Below are 24458 nucleotides of genomic sequence, written 5' to 3' on the forward strand. Positions count from 1 at the left end.
TTTTACTCCTTCAACAATTTAAGTATAATTGGAAGTACCACCAATAACAATGGCAATGCGAAGACCAACCCTCCGATGACGGCAATCGCCAAGGGCTGGTGCAACTGGGCCCCTGCTCCGATACCCAGGGCCAAGGGGATCAAGGCCATGATTGCGGCAGTGGCTGTCATTAATTTGGGCCGCAATCGTTGCGCTATGGAATATTCGATCTTTTGTGGGTGTGATAACGAAACATCACATTCTTGGTACTGTTGATAGGTAAAAATGGCATTCTCCCCGATAATCCCAACTATCATAATGATACCTGTGTAACTTCCTACATTCAAAGGTGTTCCTGTCAATAATAGACTCAACAGACAACCTGCAACCCCTAAAATGGCAATGAATATGATGGCAAGAGCAATCTTGATCTTTCTGAACAGAAACAATATGACGGTAAAGACCAACAGTACCGCGGCAATCAAAATGAGCATCAATTCCTTAAAAGCCTGTTGTTGTTGCTGGTATTCCCCTCCATATTCAATATGATACCCCGGGGGAAGGCTGATCTTCGTGGACAGATTGTTTCGGATATCGGTCAAGGTAGACCCAAGGTCCCTGTTGTTCAAGCGAGCCGTAACGACCCCTATGGATTTTTGGTTTTCCCGATTGATCTCTGCCACTCCCTTCCCTATTTCAATTTTCGCCACTTTTTGTAAGGGTACAATATCCCCACTGGGCAATTGCAGGGTCATTTGTTGGATATCGGAAACCGAATTGGTGTTGGTGCCGGGAAATACCAACCGGATATTCACTACCTGCTCCCTTTCAATTATACTACTGATGACCACCCCTTGGATCTGGGTTTCCAGTTGCTCGATATTGGCGAACTGGTTGTTCTCGATCTTGGTCAACAAGGTCAAGCGCTTGGTCATTTGGGAGAGTCGCTGTATATCCCTTTGGATGGAAGTGAGTTGTTCGAACTGCTGGTCGTCCAATGGTTCCTCCATATTGATCACGTTCTCGATCTTTGCCTGTATAATGGCCAAGGGGGTCTGCATCTCATGGGATACATCCTCCGTATATTGTTTCAGGTTCCGATAATCCGAACGGACCTTATTGGTCAAGATCTTGATCTCTGAATTCAATTCGGAGAACTCCAGGATTCCACTGTCCATCAGGGCGATGGGAGCATCGGAGCTGAGCGAAAACCGTTTCATTTGCTCCAGGTTGTGGAAAAAAGGGGTCCACAGTTTTTGGTTCCTCGAACGATTCACATAAAACAGGAACAGGAATACCAAAAGGATGATCACCAAATAGGAAATGACCACGGCGATCAGGATATTCTCCGATTCCACCACAAGTGCGCGGACCGTGATCCTATAATTTTCACCATTGATGGCGGAGAAGGTGGACAGTTCCCTGAACTCTTCCATTTCATCTTGTGAGGGATCATAGATGATGGTATCCTTTAGCACCTCATTGCCCAACCGGGATACCTTTTGGATCTCGACCACCGGGGACAATTGAAAAGGCTCCGGATTTTCGATCAGGGAACTTTCGATCCGTGCCTCTGTCGAACGGAGCTCTTCCTCCACTTCAGACTGGAGCAGGTTCCTCAGATAGAAATAAAGGGCCACCGTACTGACCAACATCAACAGGGCACTGATCCCCAAAAAAGTTTTGGAGGTCTTTCTGATCAATCGTATTTTTTTCAAGGTATCCCCCATAGATCACTCTTCCACGAACTTATACCCACTTCCGTAGGCCGTTTTGATATACTTGGCCCCTGCTTCGGTCAATTTTTTGCGCAGGTTGTTGATATGGACATAAATAAAATCAAAATTATCCGCAAGATCGCTATGATCCCCCCATAAATGTTCGGCGATGATCTCTTTGGAAAGCACCCGTCCCTTATTGGTGACAAAAAAAAGCAAGAGATCGAATTCCTTACGGGTCAAGGAAAGGGCTTGCTCATTGACATAAGCGGTCCTAGAGCGCGTATCAATGGAAATCTCGTGGAACTCCAAACGGTCATTGCCCCCAAACTTGCCCCTTCTCAAAACCGCCTTTATCCTCGAATTGAGTTCGGCCAAATGAAAGGGTTTGGTCAAATAGTCATCGGCACCCAGATCCAATCCTTCCAGTTTATCGTCCAAGGAATTGTTGGCGGAGATGATGATGGTCGGGGTCTCCGAACGGTTGCGCTTCAACAGTTTTAGGATATCCAATCCACTACCGGTGATCAGGTTGATGTCCAGGACCAACAGATCATATTCATAGAGGTCAATCTTATAGAGGGCCTCGTGGTAGTCTGAAGCCATTTCACAGACATTGCCATCCCTTTCCAAATAGGTGGCAATGGATTTCTGGAGTTCGGTCTCGTCTTCTGCAATAAGGATCTTCATACCATAAATTTATGGTATAAAAATAGATCTCAAATCTTTAGGAATTCTAAAGTCGCCATCTACACTTCCAGCAATGGATCAGGTTGTTGCGACTGATGTCCCTTTCATTCCTTCACTAACAAACTATCCATGACTTGAATCGGGCGGTTTGATGACAATGATATGCTGATGTGCCAATGCTTTTAATACAGCTGGAAGCCAGTTCCATTTTTCCTGAGGTGTACCATTCCTATTTCATTTCCTTTCTTGGCCAACACTATAACCTTTGTTATGGCAAAATTTTGTTTTCATGTTAAATTATATACCCTATAAGGGATTCCACTTCTCTTTATCGATAGGTCAATAGTTGAGCTCCAACCTTCTGCCTCCACGGCTTTCCAAGAGAATCAGTCTTAGATGCTCCTTATGGGATAGGACAAATTTGGGTAGCACAAGTACAAATCGTTGGGAAGTCCCGGTTTTAATAATTTTGGGTCGTTCAAAGATATAGTGGGGTTCCAACCTGGTTTCTTGATACGAGGATCTCCGTTTCAAGCTGCCATTTATCCTTAGAGCCTCAAGGGTGCCTACTTCAAAATCAATGCCTGATCGGTTGCGCACCTCTACGACCATAAATACTTGAGCGTTTCGGTAGACCAACCTTTTCAACCGCAATCGGATTCCCTTTCTTCGCACCGATGCCAAGGTACCATTTCCATCACTTGATAGCAATCCACTTAAAAAAGGAAATCGAGCTGTGTGGGAAGCCAAGGAATCCCCTTTTTTACCAGGTAATGGCTGTACTGGACCAATGCTATGCGCCTTGTCCACAAAAAAATGGGTTTGGGCAACGTTTTCCCTATAGGCCACCTTAAATTCATATGCTTGTCCGTCCATGGTGACCACCAAAAGGTTGGTAATGGTGTTGGCTGTGGCCTGCAATAGCCCAAAATATTGAGCTTCTTCCCGGTTATAGGTAAAGATCGCTTTAGTGTTTCCCGTTATAGCCTGTTTGATGGGACTGGGAAAAAAGAGGGCCACGTTCATTTGTGAATTGGCTTGGATGGTGTCCAAAACCTTTTGGCCCGATACGGTGTGCCCATAGGCCATTAGCATTACTGTAATGATGACGTTTAGTGTTCTCATGATCTAGGTATTAAGAAAAATTGATAATGGTCGGAAATCTGAACTTTAACGGTACGTTGATCACGCTGAAATATGCGTTTGATCCCATTGAACTGGGGCACACCCGGCACATTGATCTCTCCAAGGCCCTCATCCAAAGACCGATCCACCACTTCACCCCGCAGATGGTTCTTCACATAAATCCCTTCCTGCCCATCCTGGGCATCATAGGCTTGCATATCCATAAGGGTTGTCCCCAATCGGGTAAGTTCCACCATCACCCGGTTGGGCCTTATCTTTACAAAGCCATAGAGGCGGGTACCTCCTGGCATCCTTTTCCCATCCACAACATAGTCATGGGCGAGTCGCAAGTCCAATCGTTGTCCATCCCGAAGGGTCTGGTCCCCATCCACATACACCTTGGCCACAGCAGTAGTTGGTAAATTTCCATCGGAACGGTTCCTTTTTGGATTGGAGGCAAAGAACAGTTGATGTACCAATCCTAGCTCCGTTTCCGTCCTTGGGGAACCCATTGTCAACTTTTCATCGTCTACCTTTACCTTCTTTACAGTCCCCAACCTGGGCATTACGCCTGCATCCGACACAGAAACTTTTTTCGCAGTAAAGGCATTGGTATCAAAGACACTGTCTATGATACGCTGCTTTTCATATTCCATATAATCGGGATTGAAATACCCTTTATCATCCACCATGTGGTCGGGATACACTTGTGGTGCCGTGGATTGTTTTTCCACCTTGATGGCTTCCACGGCTTCCAGTTTGGTTTCAAACTCCACCGAAGTGTCCTCCAGATCCGGCATGGGGATCCTCCCTACATCAAGGCTTTCCTTTTTTGGCTTACCAAAAGTGACGATGCTATATATGGTGATAAAGAGTACCATACATGCCAGTACCAGCACAAAAACTATTTTATTCTTCTGTGTTTTCATGAGTTTCTAGTTTACGAAGTGAGTTTTCAAAAAAATCAGTGATCAACAATCCATGAGGATTATGGGGAAAATTCCGTTCCACCTGGATCAAATGTCCCGAGGTCACCAGTTCATAGGTATCGGTGACGGTTCCCCGATTGATCCGTATGTGCAATTGGGTCCTAAACGCAAAGGAAGACCCATCCCAATCCAGCTCTGTATCGATTCGGATGACCTCTTGCACAAGGGAATATTGCAACAACCGGTTATAGAAACCGTCTGCCTTTTTCTGTTGAAAGACAGCACCAACGGAGGCATTGCCCAACCAAAGGGCCTTCTCCATGTTCTTCTCATAACTGCCGGCATCCACCCCATAAAACCACCTATGAAACTGTTCCAAATGGGCCAGGGCCTCCACTTCCAGATGATCTCGTTGTTCGGCCCAGGAAAGCGGTATGACCTCCCCTTCCCCATTGACCACGAAGGCCCCGTTCAACGATTCACGGTATATCCTGCCCACTAGGACCATAGCAACCATACAGACCAAACCCGAGGCGATAACCACGCCAAGAACCACAAAACGGTTGAGCCGCAGCACATGAACAATACTTTTAAAAGGTGTTTTCATAGACTTCAATTTAACCGGTGAACAATCGAAGGGTAAAACTGGTCGCCCTTCGGTACAATTTAAATTTGAGCAAGACAATAAAGCCAATGGTCCCGAGTTCAATGATGGAGGCAAAGAATTCACGCCCAAAATCAAAACCAAAGAGGTTCCCCCAGAAGTTGGTACTGATCTCCGTATAAAGGTTGTTGACGAAGACATTGACCAAAAAGAAGGCGGGAACCAGCATATATACTGCTGCATAGAGCTTGAAATAATTATAGGCCAATGGCCTGAACTTTTCAAAGACGGCCAAGCTGATGACCAAGGGAAAAAAGGCCTGTAGGATCCCCAATAGGAAATATCGCTCTGCAAGGAACAAAGGATAGATGAACAGGTCCATAAACCAAAGAATGACCCCGATGATAAAGGCCAAGACCTTTAATCCGTACAAAGGAGTGACCAAGGCCTCATACAAGAGTGCCATGGCCTTTTTGGCGGCTTCCAAGGCACCCACATCCCGTTCCAGGTCCACATCCTGCAACTGTAATGGGAGGAGTGCCGGAGCCGTGTCCCGGTATTGGGTCTCAATGGCGACCAAAATCCCATCAAAAACTCCCAATACCTCAGTTGAAAAGATGACCAAGAGCACCACCAAAAAATTCTTGGCCAGTTCCGTTGGGGTCAACCCCCAGGTATGGCCATCGGTAGAAGCTATTCCCTCATTGTATTTCTTCAAAATATTGATCAGAAAGAACAGCACGGCCAGGGTCTTCATCCCCACTATCGTGTATTGGGAGAAATCACTGTCCTTGATGGTCTGGAAGACCGCATCCACATATTCCAATCCTATGCCCAAAAAGTATCCCGCCATCAGTATTCCGTTTCCCGGTTATTGATGATATCCTGCATCCTCCGAAAGGAAATAATCTCTCGATAGCGTCGGGTCTTGACCTCCAACTCGGCCACCATTTCCTGGGACTGCACCTTTTTTTCCATCAAAATGGCGGTACGCTCCGCATCGGTCATCTTCAAAAAATCACTGGACAAGATCTGGTTCACAAAATCCAGGTCATCAATGGCCGTATCCATAATCTGTTCAAAGGCTTTGGATACCTGTTCCACCTCTCCTGCCTTGATATAGGGGGAGTTCAAAATGTCACTTAGATCATTTTGCACCGTCCGAAACAAAATCTCATTGTTACGGGCCAGTTCCCGGACTGCCTTCAATTGTTTGATGGTATTGTTGACCTTGACAATATTGTCCTTCTGTTCCTTTAAAAACTCCACGGTCTTCAATAATTCCGAGGTCTGTTTGGCCGATTCCAACAAGGACTTGGTCATACTGATAAAGTTCGTATTGTCATACACCGGCATCCCCTGGGCCGTAGCACGGCCGGGCAAGGAAATGGCCAAGATCAGTGCAAATATCAAAGTCTTGGGATTCTTCCAAAGGGTTTGTTTTATTGTTACTCTCATATCATTTTCTTTTGTTGATTTATAAATTCAGTAATGGCCCGTTCCATATTCCCAAACTGTTCAAAGAGCTCCATAAGCTGGCCATGTTCCACCCCATCGGTGAGATAGGCGGCATAGACCTCTGGGGGCACCTCCAAGCGAAAGACATTGCTTTCCTTCCCGATTTTGATAAAGATTTCGGTGTATTTGCGCACCCCGGTAAGGTTGTTTCTAAGGGACTTCAATTGATTGAGATCATGGTTGGAGAGGTGCAACCGTCTAACCAATTCATCATAGCCCTTCTCGTTCCGTAAACTGTACACGACCTGCGTATTCTCCAGGATACTTGCCGAAGTGGCATTTTCCGGTAATTGGTTGATGGATTGCAGGATGATACCAATGGCCCCGTTTTGCTTTCGGATGGCCTGGTAATAGAACTCCACACTCTCCAATACATGGGGAAATTTAAGCTGCTTGGCAAACTCATCGAAAAGAATAATGCCCCGTTCCGACCTGTTCCTCCAAATGGTGCGTTGGATGGCGGACTTGATCAATTTGAGCATTACGGACAGGATTTCCTTATTGTCTCGCACTTCGTCCAGTTCAAAGACAATCAGGCGCTTGTCCTCTATTTTATAGGTCTGGTCTTCTGCCACATGGAACAGAAAACTGTACAGTCCCCCATCCACATATTCGGAAAGAATGTGCAAAAATCCATAGACATTGAAATCGGATTCATGAACTCGGGTCTCCTCGATCAAGGTATCCTTGTGCTTATCAACAAACTGATATAGGGAAGCCAAGGAATGCCCCGCCCTGACAGCATCATAATAGTGCAACAACACTTTTTTCAAGGCCACTTCCTTGGATTTGGTCACCTGGTTTTCAGCCAAGAGCTCCAAAAGAAAGAGGGCCAGATCTTCCAATCGTTCAGGGGTCAAATCGGACGGATCGGCGATATAAAAGGGATTAATACCCAAGTTCTTGCCTTGCTCATAGCGAAGGACCACGTGATCATCGGGATACAATTGGGCAAATTTGGCATAAGAACCCCCTAAATCGATAATGACCAGTCGTACATCGGCCTCAAAGTATTGACGTAGGATATTATTGGCCAAGAAGGATTTCCCTTCCCCTGTCGGGGCAAAAATGGCAAAGTTCCGGGCCTTGATACGCCTTTTCCCCTCGTCCCATACATCCTTGACCACAGGAATATTGTACTGTCTATCATTAAAAACGATTCCTGTTTCATCAGAGCGATAATTGGTATTGTTGATATACAGACAAAGGGCTGCCTTCAGGTCCATCACAAAAAGATCTTCATTGGAAAAGTTGGAAGCATAACTGGGATAGGAGTTCAAAAAATAATGTTTGCGCTCCTCCCCATGGGGATGATAGGGTCGTATATCCAGTTCCTTTAATATGGCCTTAATGCCAGAAGCAATGCGCTTCAACACCCCAGCTTCCGTATGCCAAAAAACAATGTTTACATGGCCACGAACGATCCGTGCGGTATCATCCCCATTGATCCTGTCCAAGATATGTTGGACCTTATTGCGAACCACTTTGTTCTGGGAACCAAAATTGGAGCTCTTGGAGAGTTCCTCAATTTTTTTATCCAATAGTTTACGCCATTGATGGGTATCGTCCAGATAAAGGATTTGGTTGATGATATGGTTCTCCCCCAATTCCAGTCCCAGACCGTCCAAAAAACCTTTATGAAAACTGAATCCGTCCGAACTGAATTTCCCGTTGGGCACACTGCTTTGCACGGTTTCTCCAAAACATTCTTCATTGTTGATGGCCATCACATCAAAATAATGGTCACCAATTTCTATGGGGCCTTTCCCAAACTGGATATCCGTATCAAAATCAAGATTGTATCCATTGAAATAAGCATGGGTATGCTCCAATATGGCTTCAGGTTCCATGGGTACCATGGACACGCTTTTGGAGTTGTTGATATAGGATACCGCATCGTTGACGGCGGTCACAAATTCCGCTACCTGCACATCCAGTTTCCGGTGCAACCCTTTCTCTACTTTTCGAAAGGGATTGACATATTTGGTGGCATTAAGGGCTTTATCAAGAGGAAGTACAAAGAAGAGATAACTCTGATGGTCCAAATGCTCCCTACCCACAAAATAATCATGGGTGGCCTTGGCCAGAAAGGAATCCTTTGGAAGATTTCTACCTACATAACCCTTCTTTTGATATATATCCTGCTTATGGATAACCGTACCCACGGGCAAGGATTTAAAGGCTTGGTACCACATCCCATGTAGATCCCCAAAATCCGTTTCAGAAAGGGAGTATATCTCCGGCAGTTCCACCTGATAACACAATACCACATTGCCGTTGCTCCCAAAGATCACATGGTTTTGAATATCCAGGATTGGGTGAAATGCATTGAAATTCAGTTTAGACATAGTCAAAGGGGTTCAACTGTTTTAGGCTTATGGTCTTGGGAAAGGTTTGCATCACCTTCAATTGGAAAGGTTTCTTCACCCACTGCAACAATGCCCCATAGAGCAGGGCATTGAAAAGCAGCAGGCCCACGATGACACCCAAATGAAACGAAAAAATGATGATCAAAAGCGAACCGATGATAGACACCATCATCAGGCCAAACAGTGAAATGGACAGCCCCATGATCATGGCCCGCTTTCGTATATTTCTATAGACCTCGAACTGTTTCATCAGACTACGATTCCGATGAGATAGGTAAAGATGCCCACAACAGCACCGGCGATTAGCACAAAGACCAAGACACGGGTAATGCCCCTTTTTAGGTCAGCATTCTCTCCAAAGAAATGTCCGGCATTAAAAAGGAAGCCCACTAAAAAGATGACCCCCAATATGATGGGAAATATGGCCCGAATGGTGTCTGAAATATCGTTGACCGAATCCTCAATACCCCCGATCTGGGCCAAAAGGGCACTGGAGGTAAAAAGCAACATTAAGGTGATGAAGAAAGATTTTCGCATATCGTAAACGTTTAAGGGTTAGACGATTATTGATATGTGAAAATTAATGGAATACACATCACAAATAATTGATAATCAGTTATTTGTGAATATCATTATAGTTGCATTGAAACAGGTTCAATTGGTCTGGAATCCATGCAGATTTAATGAAAAAGCGAACACTCCCTGTTGATAAGTGCCATCTGGTTCCAATCCCTCCAGCCCAAAAACGTCAAAAGTGGCTGATCGGCCCATCAAAAAGTGTTGCAATTCGCCCAAATTCAAGGTTACATGCTACACCAGCCACAAAACCTTATTTTCTTTTGTCCTTACAGTCCTTATCAAACCCTACAAGGTTGAAAAGTTCCCGCATCCTTGACCTTACCCGGTTCCCATACCTTGCTTCCAGTTCCTGTGCATTGAGATTGGTAGTGGCGTGGGTCTTGATCTTATGGTCAGTGAACAGCTCATAGCGGGACAATAAGATCTCCCCCATGACATTGCACTCCTTTCCAAAATGGACCCCATCGGGTTCCACACCCAGATCATCAAAACAAAAGGATTGGGAATTCCCGTAGTCCCCAATGATCTTAAAGCCCAAATGGTTGAAGCCAAAGACAATGTTCCTGGAGGGAATGACCTCATAAGGCCTTTGGTGGGGCACCATGAACTTGAACAGTTTCATCAGGCTGGTCTTCCCACAGCCTACCGGACCTGAGAGGAGAAGGCCCTTATCCACATCGATGCCCAACTGTTTGCAACGTTCCCTGTCCCGGATAAAGTAGAGACTGAGCTTGTACAGCATCTCCCTGTCCTCTCGATGGATCCTGAACTTCTTGCCGAACAGGAGTTTTCCCTTGGCATCGAGGTAGACCAGGATCTTATCGAAATCGTATTTGATCTCCCTGCCCTTCAAGGAGCCCAGCTCAAAACTTATGGCACCTTCGGTGATGATATGTGGGGCCTTAAAATTCATAGCGGTTCGTTGTAGTCCTTGTCCTTGCCAGTCCGCAAGTTGTCCCGATATGGGACAGTGGGGGGATGTTCGGCATTGTTTTCATCATTCTGGAAAACTTTCTTTTTCATTTTCTTTTGTTTCTTCCCGTTTGTATTGTTTTTAGTTGTTTGTATAAGTTTGTTTATAGGTACCAAAGCTTGTCCATTGCTTGTCCCGATTTTGGTACGGTACTGGTCCAGTACTTGTCCAGTACTTGTCCCAAAATCGAACATCTTGATCCGGCTGCCCTTGTAGGGATTGTGGGACGGGGAATACAGGATATAGTTCCAATGGCTGAGCTCTCGGATACAGCGGTGATAGGTCGATTTGGACCCAATCTTGGCATAGGCCATGGCCTCTTCCCTACTGATATAGAACTCGGCCACAAAATAGTTTTGGTTCCACAATTGGAAGAGTCCAATATACAGGCTGATATGTGTCGGATTCAAGCGGTTGTCCTTGGCAAATTGGGCAAACACCCCGTTCAGGTGTTTGATATAATTGATGTCCTCCACCCTAGATACGGTTATGGACCTTGTTCTTTTCCAATACCTCCATGATCTCATGGTATTCGTAGTAGAGCACCCCTCCTATCTTTGTAAAGGGCAGGGTCCCGTTGACCCTAAGGTTTTGAAGGGTACCCGGCGAAATGCCCAACAGGTCCCGGACCTCATTGGATTTGAGCCATTTCTTGCCCGGTTGTCCACTTTGGTCCTTCAATAATGCTTTGATGTCTTCCAAGAGTTCCACTTTGAACTCCATGAGATCTTCTGAGGTGACGATGGTTGCTCCCATAGTTTTTTGAGTTTTAAAGGAAGGACCATCCCATTACTATCATTTCATTTGATGGCCCTTCGATAGATTTGACTTTCAGGGACAAAACTCAAAAAGGTTTTTGGAAAAACTTCCCAAGTTGGTACCAAGGTGGGTGTTTTTTTCTGCGCATAGGATTTGATTGTATTTGGTTCAATTTAAACAATGTACATCCAATAATGGGCTCATAAATCTCAAGATTATACCCCTATGGCCCATCAAAATGCAAATTCCCAAGTTGGTACCAACTTGGGAAAAACTAAAACTTATTCATCCAGGGAATCCATCCGTTGGTTGAGCATTTCAATGAGCTTGTCCAAAAAGCGGGTCTTACTGGTCTTTCGGGACCGGATATCAATAAAAGTGTGGTAGTAGTTACCGAGGTCCACATTGTAAAAATGCTCAAAATGCGAAGCCAACTCCTTGATGTCCGTGGTACCGCTATTGATGCATTTGCTGGATTGGAGTGCATATAAAAGTTCGATCAGATCGGTCTTGTTGCCGGTCCAGAAGAGTTTTGAAGGTTTTTCCATGGTCATGTTCTTTTGGGGTTCTAAATTGTTTTGTAGGTCATCCACCTCCTTTCTCAGGTACACGATGAGCATGTCATAGGCCATGATCGTGGCCACGGTACCATCCTGACAGGTGGAGAACTGGTCATCGATCAAAAAGTGGAAGGATTCAAGGGGTAGCCTAAGGTCTCTGTTCCCCCTGACAAAATATTGTTCATCCAGGGACATTGCCCCACGACGGTAATAATTATAAAACTCCAGATTGTCATTGAAAAAGGTCTGGAACTTGTCGATCTGAAGTTGTAGGTACTTGATTTGTGCCGCATCGTTTCCCCTTGGCCGCTTGCTCTCGATATTGAACAGTTTGACATAATAGATCAGCTTACTAAAGATTTGGGGCTTGACGTGCTTGAAGAAGTAGATTTCGTCCGCTTGGGTGTCAAAGGTCTTGCCTGTAATCTGTTTTTGGAGTTTACGGATACTTTTCTCCACGAGAACGATACCCTTTTCCGCTTTGAAAAGGATATCCCCGTTCCCGCTTTCCAAGGCATCCAACTGGCCCTCAAATTCTGATAGCAGCTTTTGGTATTTCATGACGTTTTTCCATTAATGCTGGCCTTCCATGATTCCGAGCAATTCCAGGATGAAATTGTCATTGGTCTGGAGATAGGCATATTTTTTCTCGACCGTTGCACCGAGTTTCCGTTTCTCAAAGGCAGCGGTCAACCCAAAATCGATTTTGGGAATGCCCAATCCAATGGCCCGTTCAATGGTCCGGTAGAGCAATTGCCGATAAATGGCAAACTCTTCCAGACCGTCATAATCCATACCTACAAAAGCAGGGACATAGACCTGGTTCAAATTGGTATAACAGAACATTACACCCACTATCCTTTCAGGTTTATCCCATGAACAAAGGAGAATAAACTCCCACAAATGGTTTTCGTTCATCTTTTCAAACAGGGAGTCCGGAAAGGAAAAGGTATTGAGCCCCAAATTTCTGGACTGTACTTCCCCGAACAAGGATTTGACCTGTTCAAGTTCAGATTTGGATAGCTTAGGAAGAACTAGGGTCTTTGCCCTATCGAGATAGGGTTGGACGTCCTTTCGAAAATGTCTTCTATTCCTTGAAGACAAACGTTTCAAATAGTCTTCCATGGAATCCACCTTGTCCAGGACAACATAACAGGCGTTGGGCATCTGCACCCTTAAAAATCCCTGACCGTAAAGCGATTCGTTCCATGGTGTATGTTCTCCAAAGTCCCGTAGGACGGTCATCTTGGCCCCAAATTGGTGTTCCAGTTTTTCCATGGTTTCCAATAGGGTGTCCCTCGCTTCCTTGCCCAATGCATGTGATGCATTCCAATACAGGTGATCTCCTTCCGTGAACAGGCAACCTAGGGACAGGACCATGGATGACAAATGGTAGGGATCGATTTTCCTTTCCTCCTCAATGGCAGCAGAAATTTGTGCTTGTGCCAGCATATCGTCCTTCCAAAGGGAAACGGTCAGAAAGGTCATCAATACAGGTATCCCATCAGCATCCTTGATGACCACATATCGGAACAACCAGTTATGTTCCCTCTCTGGGTTATCCTGGAATACCTCTTCCAAAAACTTCAGCCCCTCCCAATCGTAGACCCCCTGCCCACCTAATCTTTGGTTCCATTCTTCCTTTTCAATTTGGTCAATGGTATCGAATACTTCAATGGTAAGCTCAGAAGATACTTTCGGCCCATTTAGGGGCTTTGGTTCCATATTAAAGGCGTGGAATACCCTTTGGGCATCGGTCTGGGTATCTTCCAATGCCTTTGGAAAATGATATTCCATGGCCTCCACCAATGCTTGGATTTCCTCTTTTTGGTTATGCCTTGAAATCGTAATCCTTACACCAGTATTCTTTACAGGTACAGCAGGAAAGATCCCGAGGTTGACAAAGAAGCCCTCCCCCATCAAACGGTTCACAAAATTGTACCCGGTTTTGGGCATACCGGTCCCGATATAGAACACCGGGGATTCATTCCGATCGATCAAGGGAAGTTCCGTTATAGAAAGGCATTCATTGAAATAATCGATGCGTTCCCGCAATTCGTGCTGAAGCTCATAGATCTCGGATGATAGGTGAATCTGTGCAGAGGCAATGGCCGCGGCAACAGAAGCGGGTTCCAATTGGGCAGAAAAGGTCAACGGTCCACCAAAGGTCTTGATCTTATCATATAGTTGTGGGTTGGAACAGGCCAATACTGCACCACTGGCCCCAAAAGTCTTGCTCAGGGTGCCGAAGAGCAATACATTTTCGGACAATTCCCCCAATTGGTCCAACACATATCCGGTACCATTCCTTCCCACCCAACTCATGCCATGAACATCATCGAAATAAAAATGCAATTGGGAATATTTTTTTGCCAACCCCATCAGTTCCTTAACCGGGGCATAATCCCCGTACATGGAATAAATGCCATCGGCCATATACCAAATCCTGCCTTTGGAATGTTGGTACTTTTTAATCTTGTCCTCCAACATTTCCAAATGGTTATGCCGGATCATTTCGATGGGAACACTCCGGGTTTTTAGCATTTTGGCCGCATTCTGTACACTCCAATGGACCTGGTGGTCCAGAATGATTACGTCGTCATCATCCACGGCACTTGGAATGACACCTAAGTGCCCAAGGGTACTGTTTTTGGTAATGACAATGGGATAGCCATACATTTCGGAAATCGAGTTTTCCAATTCCTCATATAACGGATTGGAGATATAGGATTTGGATAAGGGAAATTGCGTCCCATAGCTATCAATGGCCTCCTTGGCGGCCTTTTTCAATCTGGAATCCTGTTCCAGCCCTAAATAACCCGTGGTCCCAAAATGGTACAGTTCCCTACCCCCGACTTCTATCGTCCTTCCTGAAAAAGACTTTCCTTCGGCATAAAGGTGCAATACCCCAGCTTGTTTTGCATCGGTGAATACTTCATGTACAGTGTTCAAAAAATTATGGTGTTTGATCTTGGCCATTTTATTTGATATTATTTGTGATAAAAAGAAACGGATTTTGTAAGTTGATAAATCATACTTATTCTATTTAATCCTTTTCAGATAACAAATACTCCTTTTCAGATAACTAAAATCCTTTTATTAACGTCAATAGCTCTCCTGTAAAAAAATCAATTGCAGTAATTTTGTAAATTGATTGCGCTAACCAGTTTTCCGGAGATGAAAAAAACACATGAAAACAGCTATGCCATATATCTGTTGACTGATGATCTTTTACATATTATTTACAAGAAAGTGCCGTGTATCAACCGTAAGGCGGCACAACTCATAGTCAAGGATCGGATGGAATTACAAGAAGGCAAAGCGATGCCGGTGCTCTGCGATATACGGGAGGTCAGGAATATCGATAAGGCCGCAAGGGACTATTTGGCTTTGGAAGGTTCCCTTTGGATCGAGAAACTGGCCTTTTTGATCGATCCACCGGTTACGGATATGATCAGCTCCATTTATTTGGACACCCATTCCCAGAAAGTGCCTACACGATCCTTTACCAAAAAAGCGGAGGCCTTGGCCTATTTGGGCATTAAGGAAACCGATGAAAACTAACCAATTTAATGAAAGGATATGCCGAACAGCGATGACTTTAGGGTAAAACGGATACAAAAGATGCTCTTGGAAATGGCCAAGGGCAATTTTTTCTATTCCATTGAGCCTTCCGATAAAAATGACAATATTGCTTCTTTGGTGGTCATGTTGAACATGGTCAATGAGGAAATAGGGGCGGCCTTTATCCATCAGGGTTTTGCAAACGCACACAACACCCCACAATGTGTCATCCAACTATCCATGATCTTAGATGGGAATGGTCACATTGAATTGCTCACCAATGGCACCTGCTCCCTATTGTCCTATCCCCCTAAGGATCTTTTCGGAAAACATATCTCTGAATTCATGACGGAAAGGTCCCGTGAAAGATGGAACAAGAAGATGTCAAAACATTTGAAACGGGAGCGGTCTGAAACGGTATTGTTTCTGGAATTCATTACCAACGATGGTCTTTTGCTGGCCAAGGATTGCCAAATATCAGTGTACCAGGCCTTGGATGGGAGTGGTCAAAAAACCCTGTTGAACTCCGTATTCTTTTCCAAGGGGGAACCCTTTGAAACGGGGTTGCCCAAAAATAAACTCAAAGTAACCAAGGGCATCAAGGAGCATAAAGTCACCTTGACGCCAGAGGACATCCAAATCATCAGGGACGTCCATGACATGATCATCAACAATCTGGACAAGGACCTTCCTACCTTGCAGGATCTTGCCCGTCAGAAGGGCACCAACGAGTACAAACTGAAATATGGCTTCAAACAAATCTATGGTACGACCATTTTTAGATTTCTGATCAGGGAACGACTTCGAATGGCAAGGACCCTGATTCAGCACAGCACCCTGACAATAAAGCAAATCATCCAAATGACCGGCTTTAAGAGCAAAACCCATTTTTCAAGGGCATTCAAGGACAAATATGGAATGTCCCCTACGGATTTAAGGTCATAAAAACCTTAAAATCATGCATTTACTCCGTTTCAGATAACAAATACTCCCTTAGAGATAGATCAGACTCCCGAACTTTGTCATATCAAATCAAAGGATATGTCACACAAAGGAATCTACCCCAAACTTATTATCCTGTTCAGCCTTTTGTTGACCCTACTTTTCGTGTATACTGCGGTCAGCAAATTGATGCATTTGGATACCTTTCAATTGAGGGTGGAGCGTATGCCCTACATTGCATCCTATGCCACAGTGATCTCATGGGCGGTGCCTTTTCTGGAGCTGGTGATCGCAGGCCTATTGTGGTTCACAAGATACCGCACACTTGCCTTATATGCCAGCTTGGTCTTATTGGGTTCATTCACCATCTATATCCTTATAGTCCTAAAATACAGTGAGTCCATCCCTTGCTCCTGCGGCGGGGTCATTTCAGCCCTTGGATGGAAGGAACATATCCTATTGAATTCTTCTTTTATGGTCCTTGCTTTATTGGGAATCCTTTGGTCAAAGAAACACTATAACATTCACACAAATCAAAATACTGTGCAGTAGGGGAAGCCGAAAACCTAGAAAAGAGTAGGCAAAACAATTAAAAACATATTACGATGAAAAAACATCTTTTAAAAATCGTTTTACCGGCCTTCGCCATTTTGTTGGCAGTTGGCCTGGCCTTCGCAACTGAAGAAAGTAACCTGATGCAACCAGGATATGCGGACACCCCTTTCGGGCCTCAATATGTGGAAACAGATTGTGATGCAACTTCAGGTAATCAATGTAAGGTCGGATCTTATGATGTATACGCAGATATTGGTCTGTCCGATCCTTTGTATGAGAGAATTGAATAAGGCCAATCTATCGTTTAGAGTTATAAAGGTGTCCCAAGGGACACCTTTATTGCTAATTCAAAAATTCCCACGAAGACCAAACCGTGGAATCTTGTCCAAAGCCTAGTTAATTGCATAATCAGGTCCATTACAACCCAAGGCTATCCAATTTCTGCAAGCACAACATCCAATGTCCTACACTTTCCATCTGCTTGTCTCTTTTCATTTGCTTTTCAATTCCCTTCTTCAGATCCATGAGATTGCCCATCATCAGACCTTTGGTATAAACCGAGTGGACAAATCCTTTTTTGGGGGCCTCATAAATCTTCCGTTCCTCTTCAATTACACCGAGCATTCCATCTAAGTACGTCAACTGAATTTCTTGCTTTCTTGGTGCCACGGCACCAGAACCTTCGAACAATTCCCTGAAAATTCCATTTTGTAAATCGTTCAAATAGGTTTCCAAACTTCCTTCGAACCCATCGATGGTCTGCATATGCTCCAATCTTTTCATACGCTTGGGCCGCAAGAGTTCCAGTACCAAAAATTGTTGGTATGCCAAAATGGGGTCGGGATATGTGGAATAGGTGATTTCTGTAATGAAATTCGGTTGGGTCAACCAATCCGGTGGATCGAAGGCCCACTCCATTAAAAAGTCCAGTGCCTCCTTTTGGGATGCCATGGAAATGGGGGTGTACATTTTACCGGGCTGATCCATGGATTTATAAAAGACAGCATAACCCCCAATCAGGGAAACCACATGCCTCATGAAATCGCTCCATAACTCAAGTGCCTCTCCATACAAACGCTCCAATCGGTGATAGTCCTTTTGACCCTTATTCACAATTGGCATTAGTGCCATGGCACGCTCCAGGTTTTTTAAACCCAATCGGGCTCCCTTGACCGGATCATTGGTCTCCACCACTTCATTGGTGGCCCCGGGCCCAATGATTTCCTGACTAGCATTGTTAAACCGATACCACGGAACGGAATCCTGTTGTCGGATAATGCGCTCCAACCGATCCTCTTTTTCCCGTAACGATACATCTTTTGGAAATTCCGAATATGCCCATTGGATATAGTAATGGTCCGTAGGACCCACCTTTTGTAGCAACAAGGAAGGAGAGATCTTATCTTCGGGTTGGGCCATATTATTGTGCCTTGCATAGCTCATGATACTGGGCGTATGTCCCATTTTTTTCAACCAATTGGAATCCCTCATTTTATCAATCGGATAGCTATGCTCCCCGTAGTGGTTATCACGAATTCCAAATGTATGTCCGGCCTCATGGGCCACAAGGGATTGGAGCAATTCCCCTACAAGTTCATCGGGAAAGGGATACACCTGGGTCCTTGGATCCAAGGGGGAGCACCGGATAAAATATTCATCCATCAACCTTGTAATGGTACTACCCAAAAGAATGTCCGATTTGATGATTTCCCCGGACCTAGCATCTATAACGTAGCTCACGGACGAGCTTACCATGGATTCCTCCAAATCACGGATGTTTTTGTTACCTATCCATTTCACTACCGAATGTCCCAAACTATATTCCATCCATTGATCCAGACTATCCACTTCCTTGACCACAAGAGCGTCTTTGAGCCCTGCGGATTCAAAGGCAGGCAACCATTCTTCAATGCCTGCTTTGACATAAGGTCTCCATTTTTTGGGAATATCCGGGGATAGGATAAAGGAAATGGGTTCGATGGGCACACTTATATCCCTGTCCTTGAACTTTTTTTCTAACCGCCTTCTCGTGATGCTTCCCAGGATGTCCTTGCCATTACTACGTACTTCTTGGTAGTCCTCTATCCAAAAGCTCATTCGATAATCAAACTTTCTGTATTCCATGGGTTCTGACAAGACCACAAAGCTGAAAAATACGGATCGGGTATACTTGACCCCATCCTTGGACATGCCCAGATGGTACTTGACCATAACCTCTCTGTCCAGTTGTTTGGTTCCCACCAGTTCATTCAATTCAGGAGCCTTTTGGCCACTGGGAAAATAGTTCCATCCCAAGGAAGGGTCGGAGAGCAATACCGTAATGTCAATTTGGTATCCATGTTTGGAATCTCCAATTATGGAAAAAACACCCAAAATGTTCCGTTCCAGTTTCCGATCCCCGTTCAAGGGGATCCAAATACCGGCCTCTGACCATATGCGATGCTCTTCCATGTAAATCTTGTCCCCAACCTTCCTGAACCTTATCTGCTTGTAATCATATCGGTTCCCATCATCCACCCAAGTCCAGAGTATGGGTTCGGCCATAGCGCCAATGGGGATATTCAATACCAGCCTATCCTCGACTATGGACGCTGATAAATATGGGGTTTCCGAATGCTGGTCTTGGATCGAGCCAACATGACCAATATCCTGGCCCATCCCCATAAAGTGCATCGTCCAAAAAACCAGTATGCTTAAAAAGTATTTCATTGTTTTTGTTTTACGTGTGACATCCCTTACCACCAAAATCTTTATTGGATCTAGGTGGCGGGGATTCTTTTCCAGTTCAATAACCTTCATTTTGTGGCAAAAGATTGGGGTTGCTCTCCAGCTCTGCCTCAGGAATGGGAAGTAATACATCCGACGGGGCCCAATTGGGTTTAAGATTGCTCAAAACCCCATTGGCCAGCCCTAAACGTTTCAGGTCAAAAAAGCGTTGCCCCTGCTCCGTAAAGAATTCGACGCGCCTTTCCCTGGCAATGGCATCCAATAAGGAATTTACTCCGACTGCCGTAGTATTCGATAATCCTGCGCGGTTCCTAACTGCATTAAGGTCCTGTTGTGCCCCAATAACATTGCCGGAATGAGCCCTGGCCTCTGCCCGTATCAAATACTGCTCCGCCAAACGGAATCTTATGGAATATTCCAAGGATTGGGTTTCCGTTATCCATGCCTTGTATTTATGGGCAAAGAAAAATGTGACCGTGTTATCGGCGTCGGAAATACTATCGGTCCAAGCCACTTTTCGCGCATCCCCATTTTCAAAAGCGGCCATAAGGCCTTCGGAGAGGCTATAGGTTTGGCCAGGTACCGCATTGATGATCATTTGGCCGGCTTCATAGGTATTCACGGGGGAATTTCCCGGTTTCAATTGCCATATGGTCTCCATAGATTCCTTTAGGAATACCCTGTTCAGATCATCCTCCAAATCAAAACCATCGATAAGAACGGTAGAAACGGATTCCGCCTGTTCCCATTGGTCCGTGTAGAGATACATCCGTGCCAGGAGGGCGTGGGCCACATAGTGGTCGGGCACCACCCGTTCCTCATTTTCCACCTCGGCAGTTTCCAAAAGGTCGATAGCATCCAAAAGGTCGGTAATAATGGCATCATATACCTCCTGCTGTGGTACACGCGACACCTTGTTATTCTGAATATAATCCGTTGTGGTGATATAGGGCACATCCCCGAAAAGGGACACCAAAACACTGTGGATATAGGCCCGGACAAAAAGGGCTTGCCCCATGTATCTATCCCTATCAGTGTTTATCAAAAAAGTGGAATCCTCCAACCCTTCGATAATGGCATTGGCCCCATAGATTACCTGATAGGCTTGGCTCCACCAGGTCAAAATATCCGCATTGTGCGGCAATACCCGGTTTTGATGGAACTCCAATAGTTCGGGATCAAACCCAAAATAATCCAATTCATCGGCATAAATGCCCATTCTTGTGGTCAGTCCAAAGTTACCGGAGACCACTCCGCCTTCCCTCATGGAAAGATACAGATTGGCCAATGCGGACTCCACCGTTGCCGGATCTTCGAAAACCGTCTTTGAGACCAATGTATTCTTCGGTGGCCCCACTTCGACAAAATCGGTACAACCGATCAGGCCCATTAGAGCGAACATAAGTAGGCAACCCTGGCCAAAAAAGCTGCTTAAACCACTCTTGATATTATTTTTGAAATCTTTCATGCTAGTTTATTTTTAGTTAAAAGCCCAATTGTACACCTAAAGTCAACTGCCGTAACGGGGGCAATCTCGTATTGGAAGTCTGTTCGGGGTCCGGCCCCCTGTAATCTGTCAAGGTCCATAGGTTTTGCCCTTGCAGATACACATTGACCTCCAATCCATTGTCCAAATGAGGTATTTTATAGTTCAGGGATATATTCCGTAATCGAACAAAGGAGGCATCCGAGACCGCGGCATTGCTTCTTCTTTGCAACGCTCCCCTATCCTCTCCAAAGATCAATCCCGCCGAAGCTATTTGAAAGGATTTGATATCGCCAGGCTCCTGCCATCTGTCCAACAACTCGACGCTCCCATTATCGGGATACCCGGGAACGGTATTGAACTGAAGGGTATTATAGGCCTTTTGTTTTTTAAATTGGAAGAAGACATCCAAGGTCAGGTTCCCCAAGGCAAGGGTATTGCCCAACCCCCCATAAAAAGTTGGGGCCAGGTCTTCCACCCATTTGCGGTCCTCGGAACTGGTGATGGCATCATCACCATTGTAATCCTCAAACTCGTATTGCCCGGTCTCGGGATCCACACCCAAGGAATGGTAAAGGTTGGTAATGGTCAATGGCTTACCAATGATATATCTATTGGAGAATGTGGAATTTTCCAAATCCTCAAATTCCACCAATTTGCTTTTGGGCACCGTAAGGTTCAAACTTGTGGACCACTTGAAGGTCCCGGAAACAAGGTTCACCGAACGGACCTCCACCTCCACCCCTGAATTCTCCACAACGGCATCGAAATTCCCTGTCAGTTCGGAGAAGCCCGTAGTGGCCGCCAAAGGAATCCCTATCAATTGGTTGGAGGAACGGTTCCGATACCAAGAGGCATTGAGGTTCAATCGATCCCTGAAAAAGCCTAGTTCCAGGCCCAGTTCCAACTTTTTGTTCTCCTCCCATCCAAAAAGGGGATTGAATATACCGGTAGGCCTTAAGACCGAAACCCCGTCGTAATCGTCCCCTGTTACGGTATAGGTATCCAGAAACTGGTAATCCCCGATATTATCACTACCTGTTGTCCCATAGCTCCCCCGCAATTTCCCGAAACTCAACAAGGAGTTGTCCTGAAAGATGGAGGCTTCGGAAAAGATCCAGGCAAGGCCCATGGCACCAAAATTCCCGAACTGTCTATCAGGCCCGAAACGGGATGATCCGTCCCTCCGTCCGGTCAGGTTGAGGATATATCGATCCTTGTACTTGAAATTGACCCTGCCAAACACGGCATTGTATTTATAGTCACTGTCCACATCGGTCAAAGATTCCACAAGTTCCGCTGCTGCCAGGTTCTCGATCAAACTATTATTGGGAAAACCACGTCCACGCAACACCAACTGTTGGGTAGTTTCCTGTTGAAAGGTGGTCCCCACCAAAACATCAATAGAGACGTCCTTCCATTCCCTGTTCCAGTGCAATTGGGGCTCCACGATCCATGATTTTCGTTGTGATTGGTTCATGCTCATGTTGGAATAGCCCTGGGGAGTGAGGTTGCGACTGGGGTTCCGTGCCGAACTGGGCAATGTCCGATACGATTCCAAGCGGTAATCCGTAAAGCCCAGACTGGTCCTCACCTCCACATGATCAAACACTTTATAGGAAACCATGGCATTGGCCATAAGGGTATTGGTCTGCACCCCGAACTTTTCCTCCAAGGAGGCCAAGGGATTGTCCCATGTATTGTTTTCCCAGTTCAGGTTGCCCTCATCATCATAAAGTGCTGGTGCATTCGGGGCAAGGGTATATGCTTGCAGGGTAAAGTCCGTCCGGGGCAAGAGGTTGTTCTCATGGGCATATTGGGTGGACAGATTGATCCGGAAACGATCGTTGTAGGAGCGATGATTGATATTACTATGAAAGGTGGTCCTTTTATAATTGGCATCCCCAGGGAACACCGTGGTTTCCCGTTGATGGGCACCACTGATCAAAAACTGGGTCTGTGCACTGCCTCCTGATACCGAAAGCTGTGCATTGTTCCGATAGGCCGTCCCACCGATCAGTTCCTTTTGCCAATCCGTATACCGATTGTCGTCCCAAACCGTAATATCGGGCCAAAAGCTATCAAAGGCCGGATTTTCGAGGGCGTCCCCATAACCATCATTAATGACGCCTTCACGCCTCAATTCCAGGTATTGTGGGGTATTCAACAAGTCCATAAAATGGGAGACCCGACCTAGGGAGGAACTGAACTGTGCATCGAATCGGGTCTTCCCTTCCCTACCTTTTTTTGTGGTGATCAACACCACGCCATTGGCCCCTCTGGACCCATATATGGCCGTGGCATCTGCATCTTTGAGCACTTCAATGCTTTCAATATCATTGGAGTTGATGGCATTGAGCGGACTGATGTTGCCTGAAAAAATCTGTCCTGAAACATCTCTGGACCCCATGGATTGGGAACCAAAGGGCACCCCGTCCACGATAAACAAGGGATCGGAAACCCCATTGATGAAATTCCGCCCGCGGACCTCTATTTCAAAACCACCTCCGGGCACCCCAGTTGACTGGACAATGTTCACACCAGAAAGATGCCCCTGCATGGCCGCCAAGGGGTTGCCCACCGGCTGTTTATCGATGACATCCGCTTTGATGGTGGCAATGTTTCCGGTACGTTCCTTCTCAGAAACCGTATAATACCCTGCGTTGAGTACCACTTCCCCCAAGGCGGTGACATCCTCCTCCAATTGGACGATTACCTCCTCCCTCCCAGCAATGGGAACAGTAAGGGATTTAAAGCCTACCATGGAAAACACAAGGACATCCGTTGGGCCGGCTTGCAGGATAAAGGAACCATCCATATCGGATATGGCCCCAACATTCCTGGACTCCACTACAACATTGACCCCGGCCAAGGGTATCCCTTTGGTATCAGTCACCAAACCGGAAACCACATTTTGAGGCGGACTTAGGGCCAAAAGCTGCCCTGAAACCAGAAAGGACAATAAAAGATAATGGAACAGACATAGTCGTAGTCTGCTCAAATAATAGAATAATTTCTTCATAATTTTGAGTTCGTTTGATTATTTTGTTAGTTATTCTCCACACTGCCCACAAGTCACCATAAAATCGTAACTTCCAAAAAGGACATCAAGGTTCGGACATAGGCCATCCACTCCAGGTAAAAACATACCCAGAAACAGGATTCCTAAACCAAAAAAAGACCATGGTTTCGTGATCGGGCCGGTTGCCCTAAAAGTGTGTGTATTAATCGTGGGACAAAAGGATATCGTAAACCGGAAAAAAGTGTAACGGGTATCCCACAATAGTGACCCAAAGATTAGATGGGGTTCTTTGGCTTCTTTTTAAACAGGATATCGAACACCGAATGTGATGTCCCAAAAACAGGACAAGCACACGGTGT

General features: G+C 45.5%; 22 protein-coding genes. 4 read left to right on the forward strand and 18 right to left on the reverse strand.

The genetic code is table 11. The features are described from left to right. Window positions 1-2 precede the first annotated feature (2 nt). From SD450_RS17415 to SD450_RS17485, 15 genes are all read right to left on the reverse strand, one after another. Window positions 3-1682, reverse strand: a complete 1680-nt coding sequence (locus tag SD450_RS17415; RefSeq protein ID WP_226789937.1) for an efflux RND transporter permease subunit — start codon at window positions 1680-1682, stop codon at window positions 3-5. Between the two features lie 30 nt (window positions 1683-1712). Next, complete coding sequence (locus SD450_RS17420; RefSeq protein WP_036378998.1) at window positions 1713-2387, reverse strand: response regulator transcription factor; 675 nt, start codon at window positions 2385-2387, stop codon at window positions 1713-1715. Window positions 2388-2726: 339 nt separating this feature from the next. Then, on the reverse strand, window positions 2727-3512 hold the full coding sequence (locus SD450_RS17425) for a DUF4138 domain-containing protein (protein ID WP_225604857.1): 786 nt from the start codon (window positions 3510-3512) through the stop codon (window positions 2727-2729). Continuing rightward, entirely contained in the window at window positions 3509-4441 is a 933-nt protein-coding gene (traM, locus tag SD450_RS17430) for a conjugative transposon protein TraM (RefSeq protein ID WP_090294854.1), read from the reverse strand. The genes SD450_RS17425 and traM overlap by 4 nt, the downstream gene beginning before the upstream one ends. Beyond that, window positions 4422-5048, reverse strand: coding sequence for a conjugal transfer protein TraK (locus SD450_RS17435; RefSeq protein WP_090294852.1), 627 nt, complete (start codon window positions 5046-5048; stop codon window positions 4422-4424). Before SD450_RS17435 ends, traM begins: the two co-directional genes overlap by 20 nt. 10 nt (window positions 5049-5058) lie before the next feature. After that, complete coding sequence (locus SD450_RS17440; RefSeq protein ID WP_090294850.1) at window positions 5059-5898, reverse strand: hypothetical protein; 840 nt, start codon at window positions 5896-5898, stop codon at window positions 5059-5061. Beyond that, window positions 5898-6503: a conjugal transfer protein gene (locus SD450_RS17445; protein WP_119618900.1), complete on the reverse strand. Its 606-nt coding sequence runs from the start codon at window positions 6501-6503 to the stop codon at window positions 5898-5900. Before SD450_RS17445 ends, SD450_RS17440 begins: the two co-directional genes overlap by 1 nt. Next, window positions 6500-8911 (reverse strand): TraG family conjugative transposon ATPase, encoded by a 2412-nt coding sequence (locus tag SD450_RS17450; RefSeq protein ID WP_318345666.1) that lies wholly within the window; start codon window positions 8909-8911, stop codon window positions 6500-6502. The genes SD450_RS17445 and SD450_RS17450 overlap by 4 nt, the downstream gene beginning before the upstream one ends. After that, complete coding sequence (locus tag SD450_RS17455) at window positions 8904-9182, reverse strand: hypothetical protein (RefSeq protein WP_318345667.1); 279 nt, start codon at window positions 9180-9182, stop codon at window positions 8904-8906. Before SD450_RS17455 ends, SD450_RS17450 begins: the two co-directional genes overlap by 8 nt. Next, window positions 9182-9469: a hypothetical protein gene (locus tag SD450_RS17460; RefSeq protein WP_163636516.1), complete on the reverse strand. Its 288-nt coding sequence runs from the start codon at window positions 9467-9469 to the stop codon at window positions 9182-9184. Before SD450_RS17460 ends, SD450_RS17455 begins: the two co-directional genes overlap by 1 nt. A gap of 292 nt (window positions 9470-9761) precedes the next feature. Next, the gene (locus tag SD450_RS17465) at window positions 9762-10424 is read right to left on the reverse strand and encodes an ATPase (RefSeq protein WP_318345668.1); all 663 of its coding nucleotides are present in this window, start codon (window positions 10422-10424) and stop codon (window positions 9762-9764) included. Continuing rightward, window positions 10421-11011, reverse strand: coding sequence for a hypothetical protein (locus SD450_RS17470; protein WP_318345669.1), 591 nt, complete (start codon window positions 11009-11011; stop codon window positions 10421-10423). Before SD450_RS17470 ends, SD450_RS17465 begins: the two co-directional genes overlap by 4 nt. Then, window positions 10962-11240, reverse strand: coding sequence for a helix-turn-helix domain-containing protein (locus tag SD450_RS17475; RefSeq protein ID WP_318345670.1), 279 nt, complete (start codon window positions 11238-11240; stop codon window positions 10962-10964). Before SD450_RS17475 ends, SD450_RS17470 begins: the two co-directional genes overlap by 50 nt. A gap of 284 nt (window positions 11241-11524) precedes the next feature. Further along, window positions 11525-12364: an RteC domain-containing protein gene (locus tag SD450_RS17480; RefSeq protein WP_067029113.1), complete on the reverse strand. Its 840-nt coding sequence runs from the start codon at window positions 12362-12364 to the stop codon at window positions 11525-11527. 12 nt (window positions 12365-12376) lie between these two features. Beyond that, window positions 12377-14782, reverse strand: coding sequence for an aminotransferase class I/II-fold pyridoxal phosphate-dependent enzyme (locus SD450_RS17485; protein WP_318345671.1), 2406 nt, complete (start codon window positions 14780-14782; stop codon window positions 12377-12379). 198 nt (window positions 14783-14980) lie between these two features. Between SD450_RS17485 and SD450_RS17490 the strand changes: the two genes are divergently transcribed. From SD450_RS17490 to SD450_RS17505, 4 genes are all read left to right on the forward strand, one after another. Then, a complete protein-coding gene (locus tag SD450_RS17490; RefSeq protein WP_318345672.1) occupies window positions 14981-15367 on the forward strand; it encodes a DUF7793 family protein in 387 nt (128 codons plus the stop codon). Between the two features lie 18 nt (window positions 15368-15385). Beyond that, window positions 15386-16312: a helix-turn-helix domain-containing protein gene (locus tag SD450_RS17495; protein WP_318345673.1), complete on the forward strand. Its 927-nt coding sequence runs from the start codon at window positions 15386-15388 to the stop codon at window positions 16310-16312. Between the two features lie 96 nt (window positions 16313-16408). Next, complete coding sequence (locus SD450_RS17500; protein WP_318345674.1) at window positions 16409-16861, forward strand: MauE/DoxX family redox-associated membrane protein; 453 nt, start codon at window positions 16409-16411, stop codon at window positions 16859-16861. A gap of 53 nt (window positions 16862-16914) precedes the next feature. Continuing rightward, entirely contained in the window at window positions 16915-17154 is a 240-nt protein-coding gene (locus SD450_RS17505; RefSeq protein ID WP_318345675.1) for a DUF6520 family protein, read from the forward strand. 127 nt (window positions 17155-17281) lie between these two features. Here SD450_RS17505 and SD450_RS17510 read toward each other — a convergent pair whose 3' ends face one another. From SD450_RS17510 to SD450_RS17520, 3 genes are all read right to left on the reverse strand, one after another. After that, window positions 17282-19573, reverse strand: coding sequence for a zinc-dependent metalloprotease (locus SD450_RS17510; RefSeq protein ID WP_318345676.1), 2292 nt, complete (start codon window positions 19571-19573; stop codon window positions 17282-17284). A gap of 76 nt (window positions 19574-19649) precedes the next feature. Then, window positions 19650-21059 (reverse strand): RagB/SusD family nutrient uptake outer membrane protein, encoded by a 1410-nt coding sequence (locus tag SD450_RS17515; RefSeq protein ID WP_318345677.1) that lies wholly within the window; start codon window positions 21057-21059, stop codon window positions 19650-19652. A gap of 16 nt (window positions 21060-21075) precedes the next feature. Further along, the gene (locus SD450_RS17520; RefSeq protein WP_318345678.1) at window positions 21076-24099 is read right to left on the reverse strand and encodes a SusC/RagA family TonB-linked outer membrane protein; all 3024 of its coding nucleotides are present in this window, start codon (window positions 24097-24099) and stop codon (window positions 21076-21078) included. Between the last annotated feature and the right edge of the window lie 359 nt (window positions 24100-24458).

This window comes from Flagellimonas baculiformis (genome assembly GCF_033441575.1).
In the GTDB taxonomy this organism is placed as follows: Bacteria; Bacteroidota; Bacteroidia; order Flavobacteriales; family Flavobacteriaceae; genus Flagellimonas; species Flagellimonas baculiformis.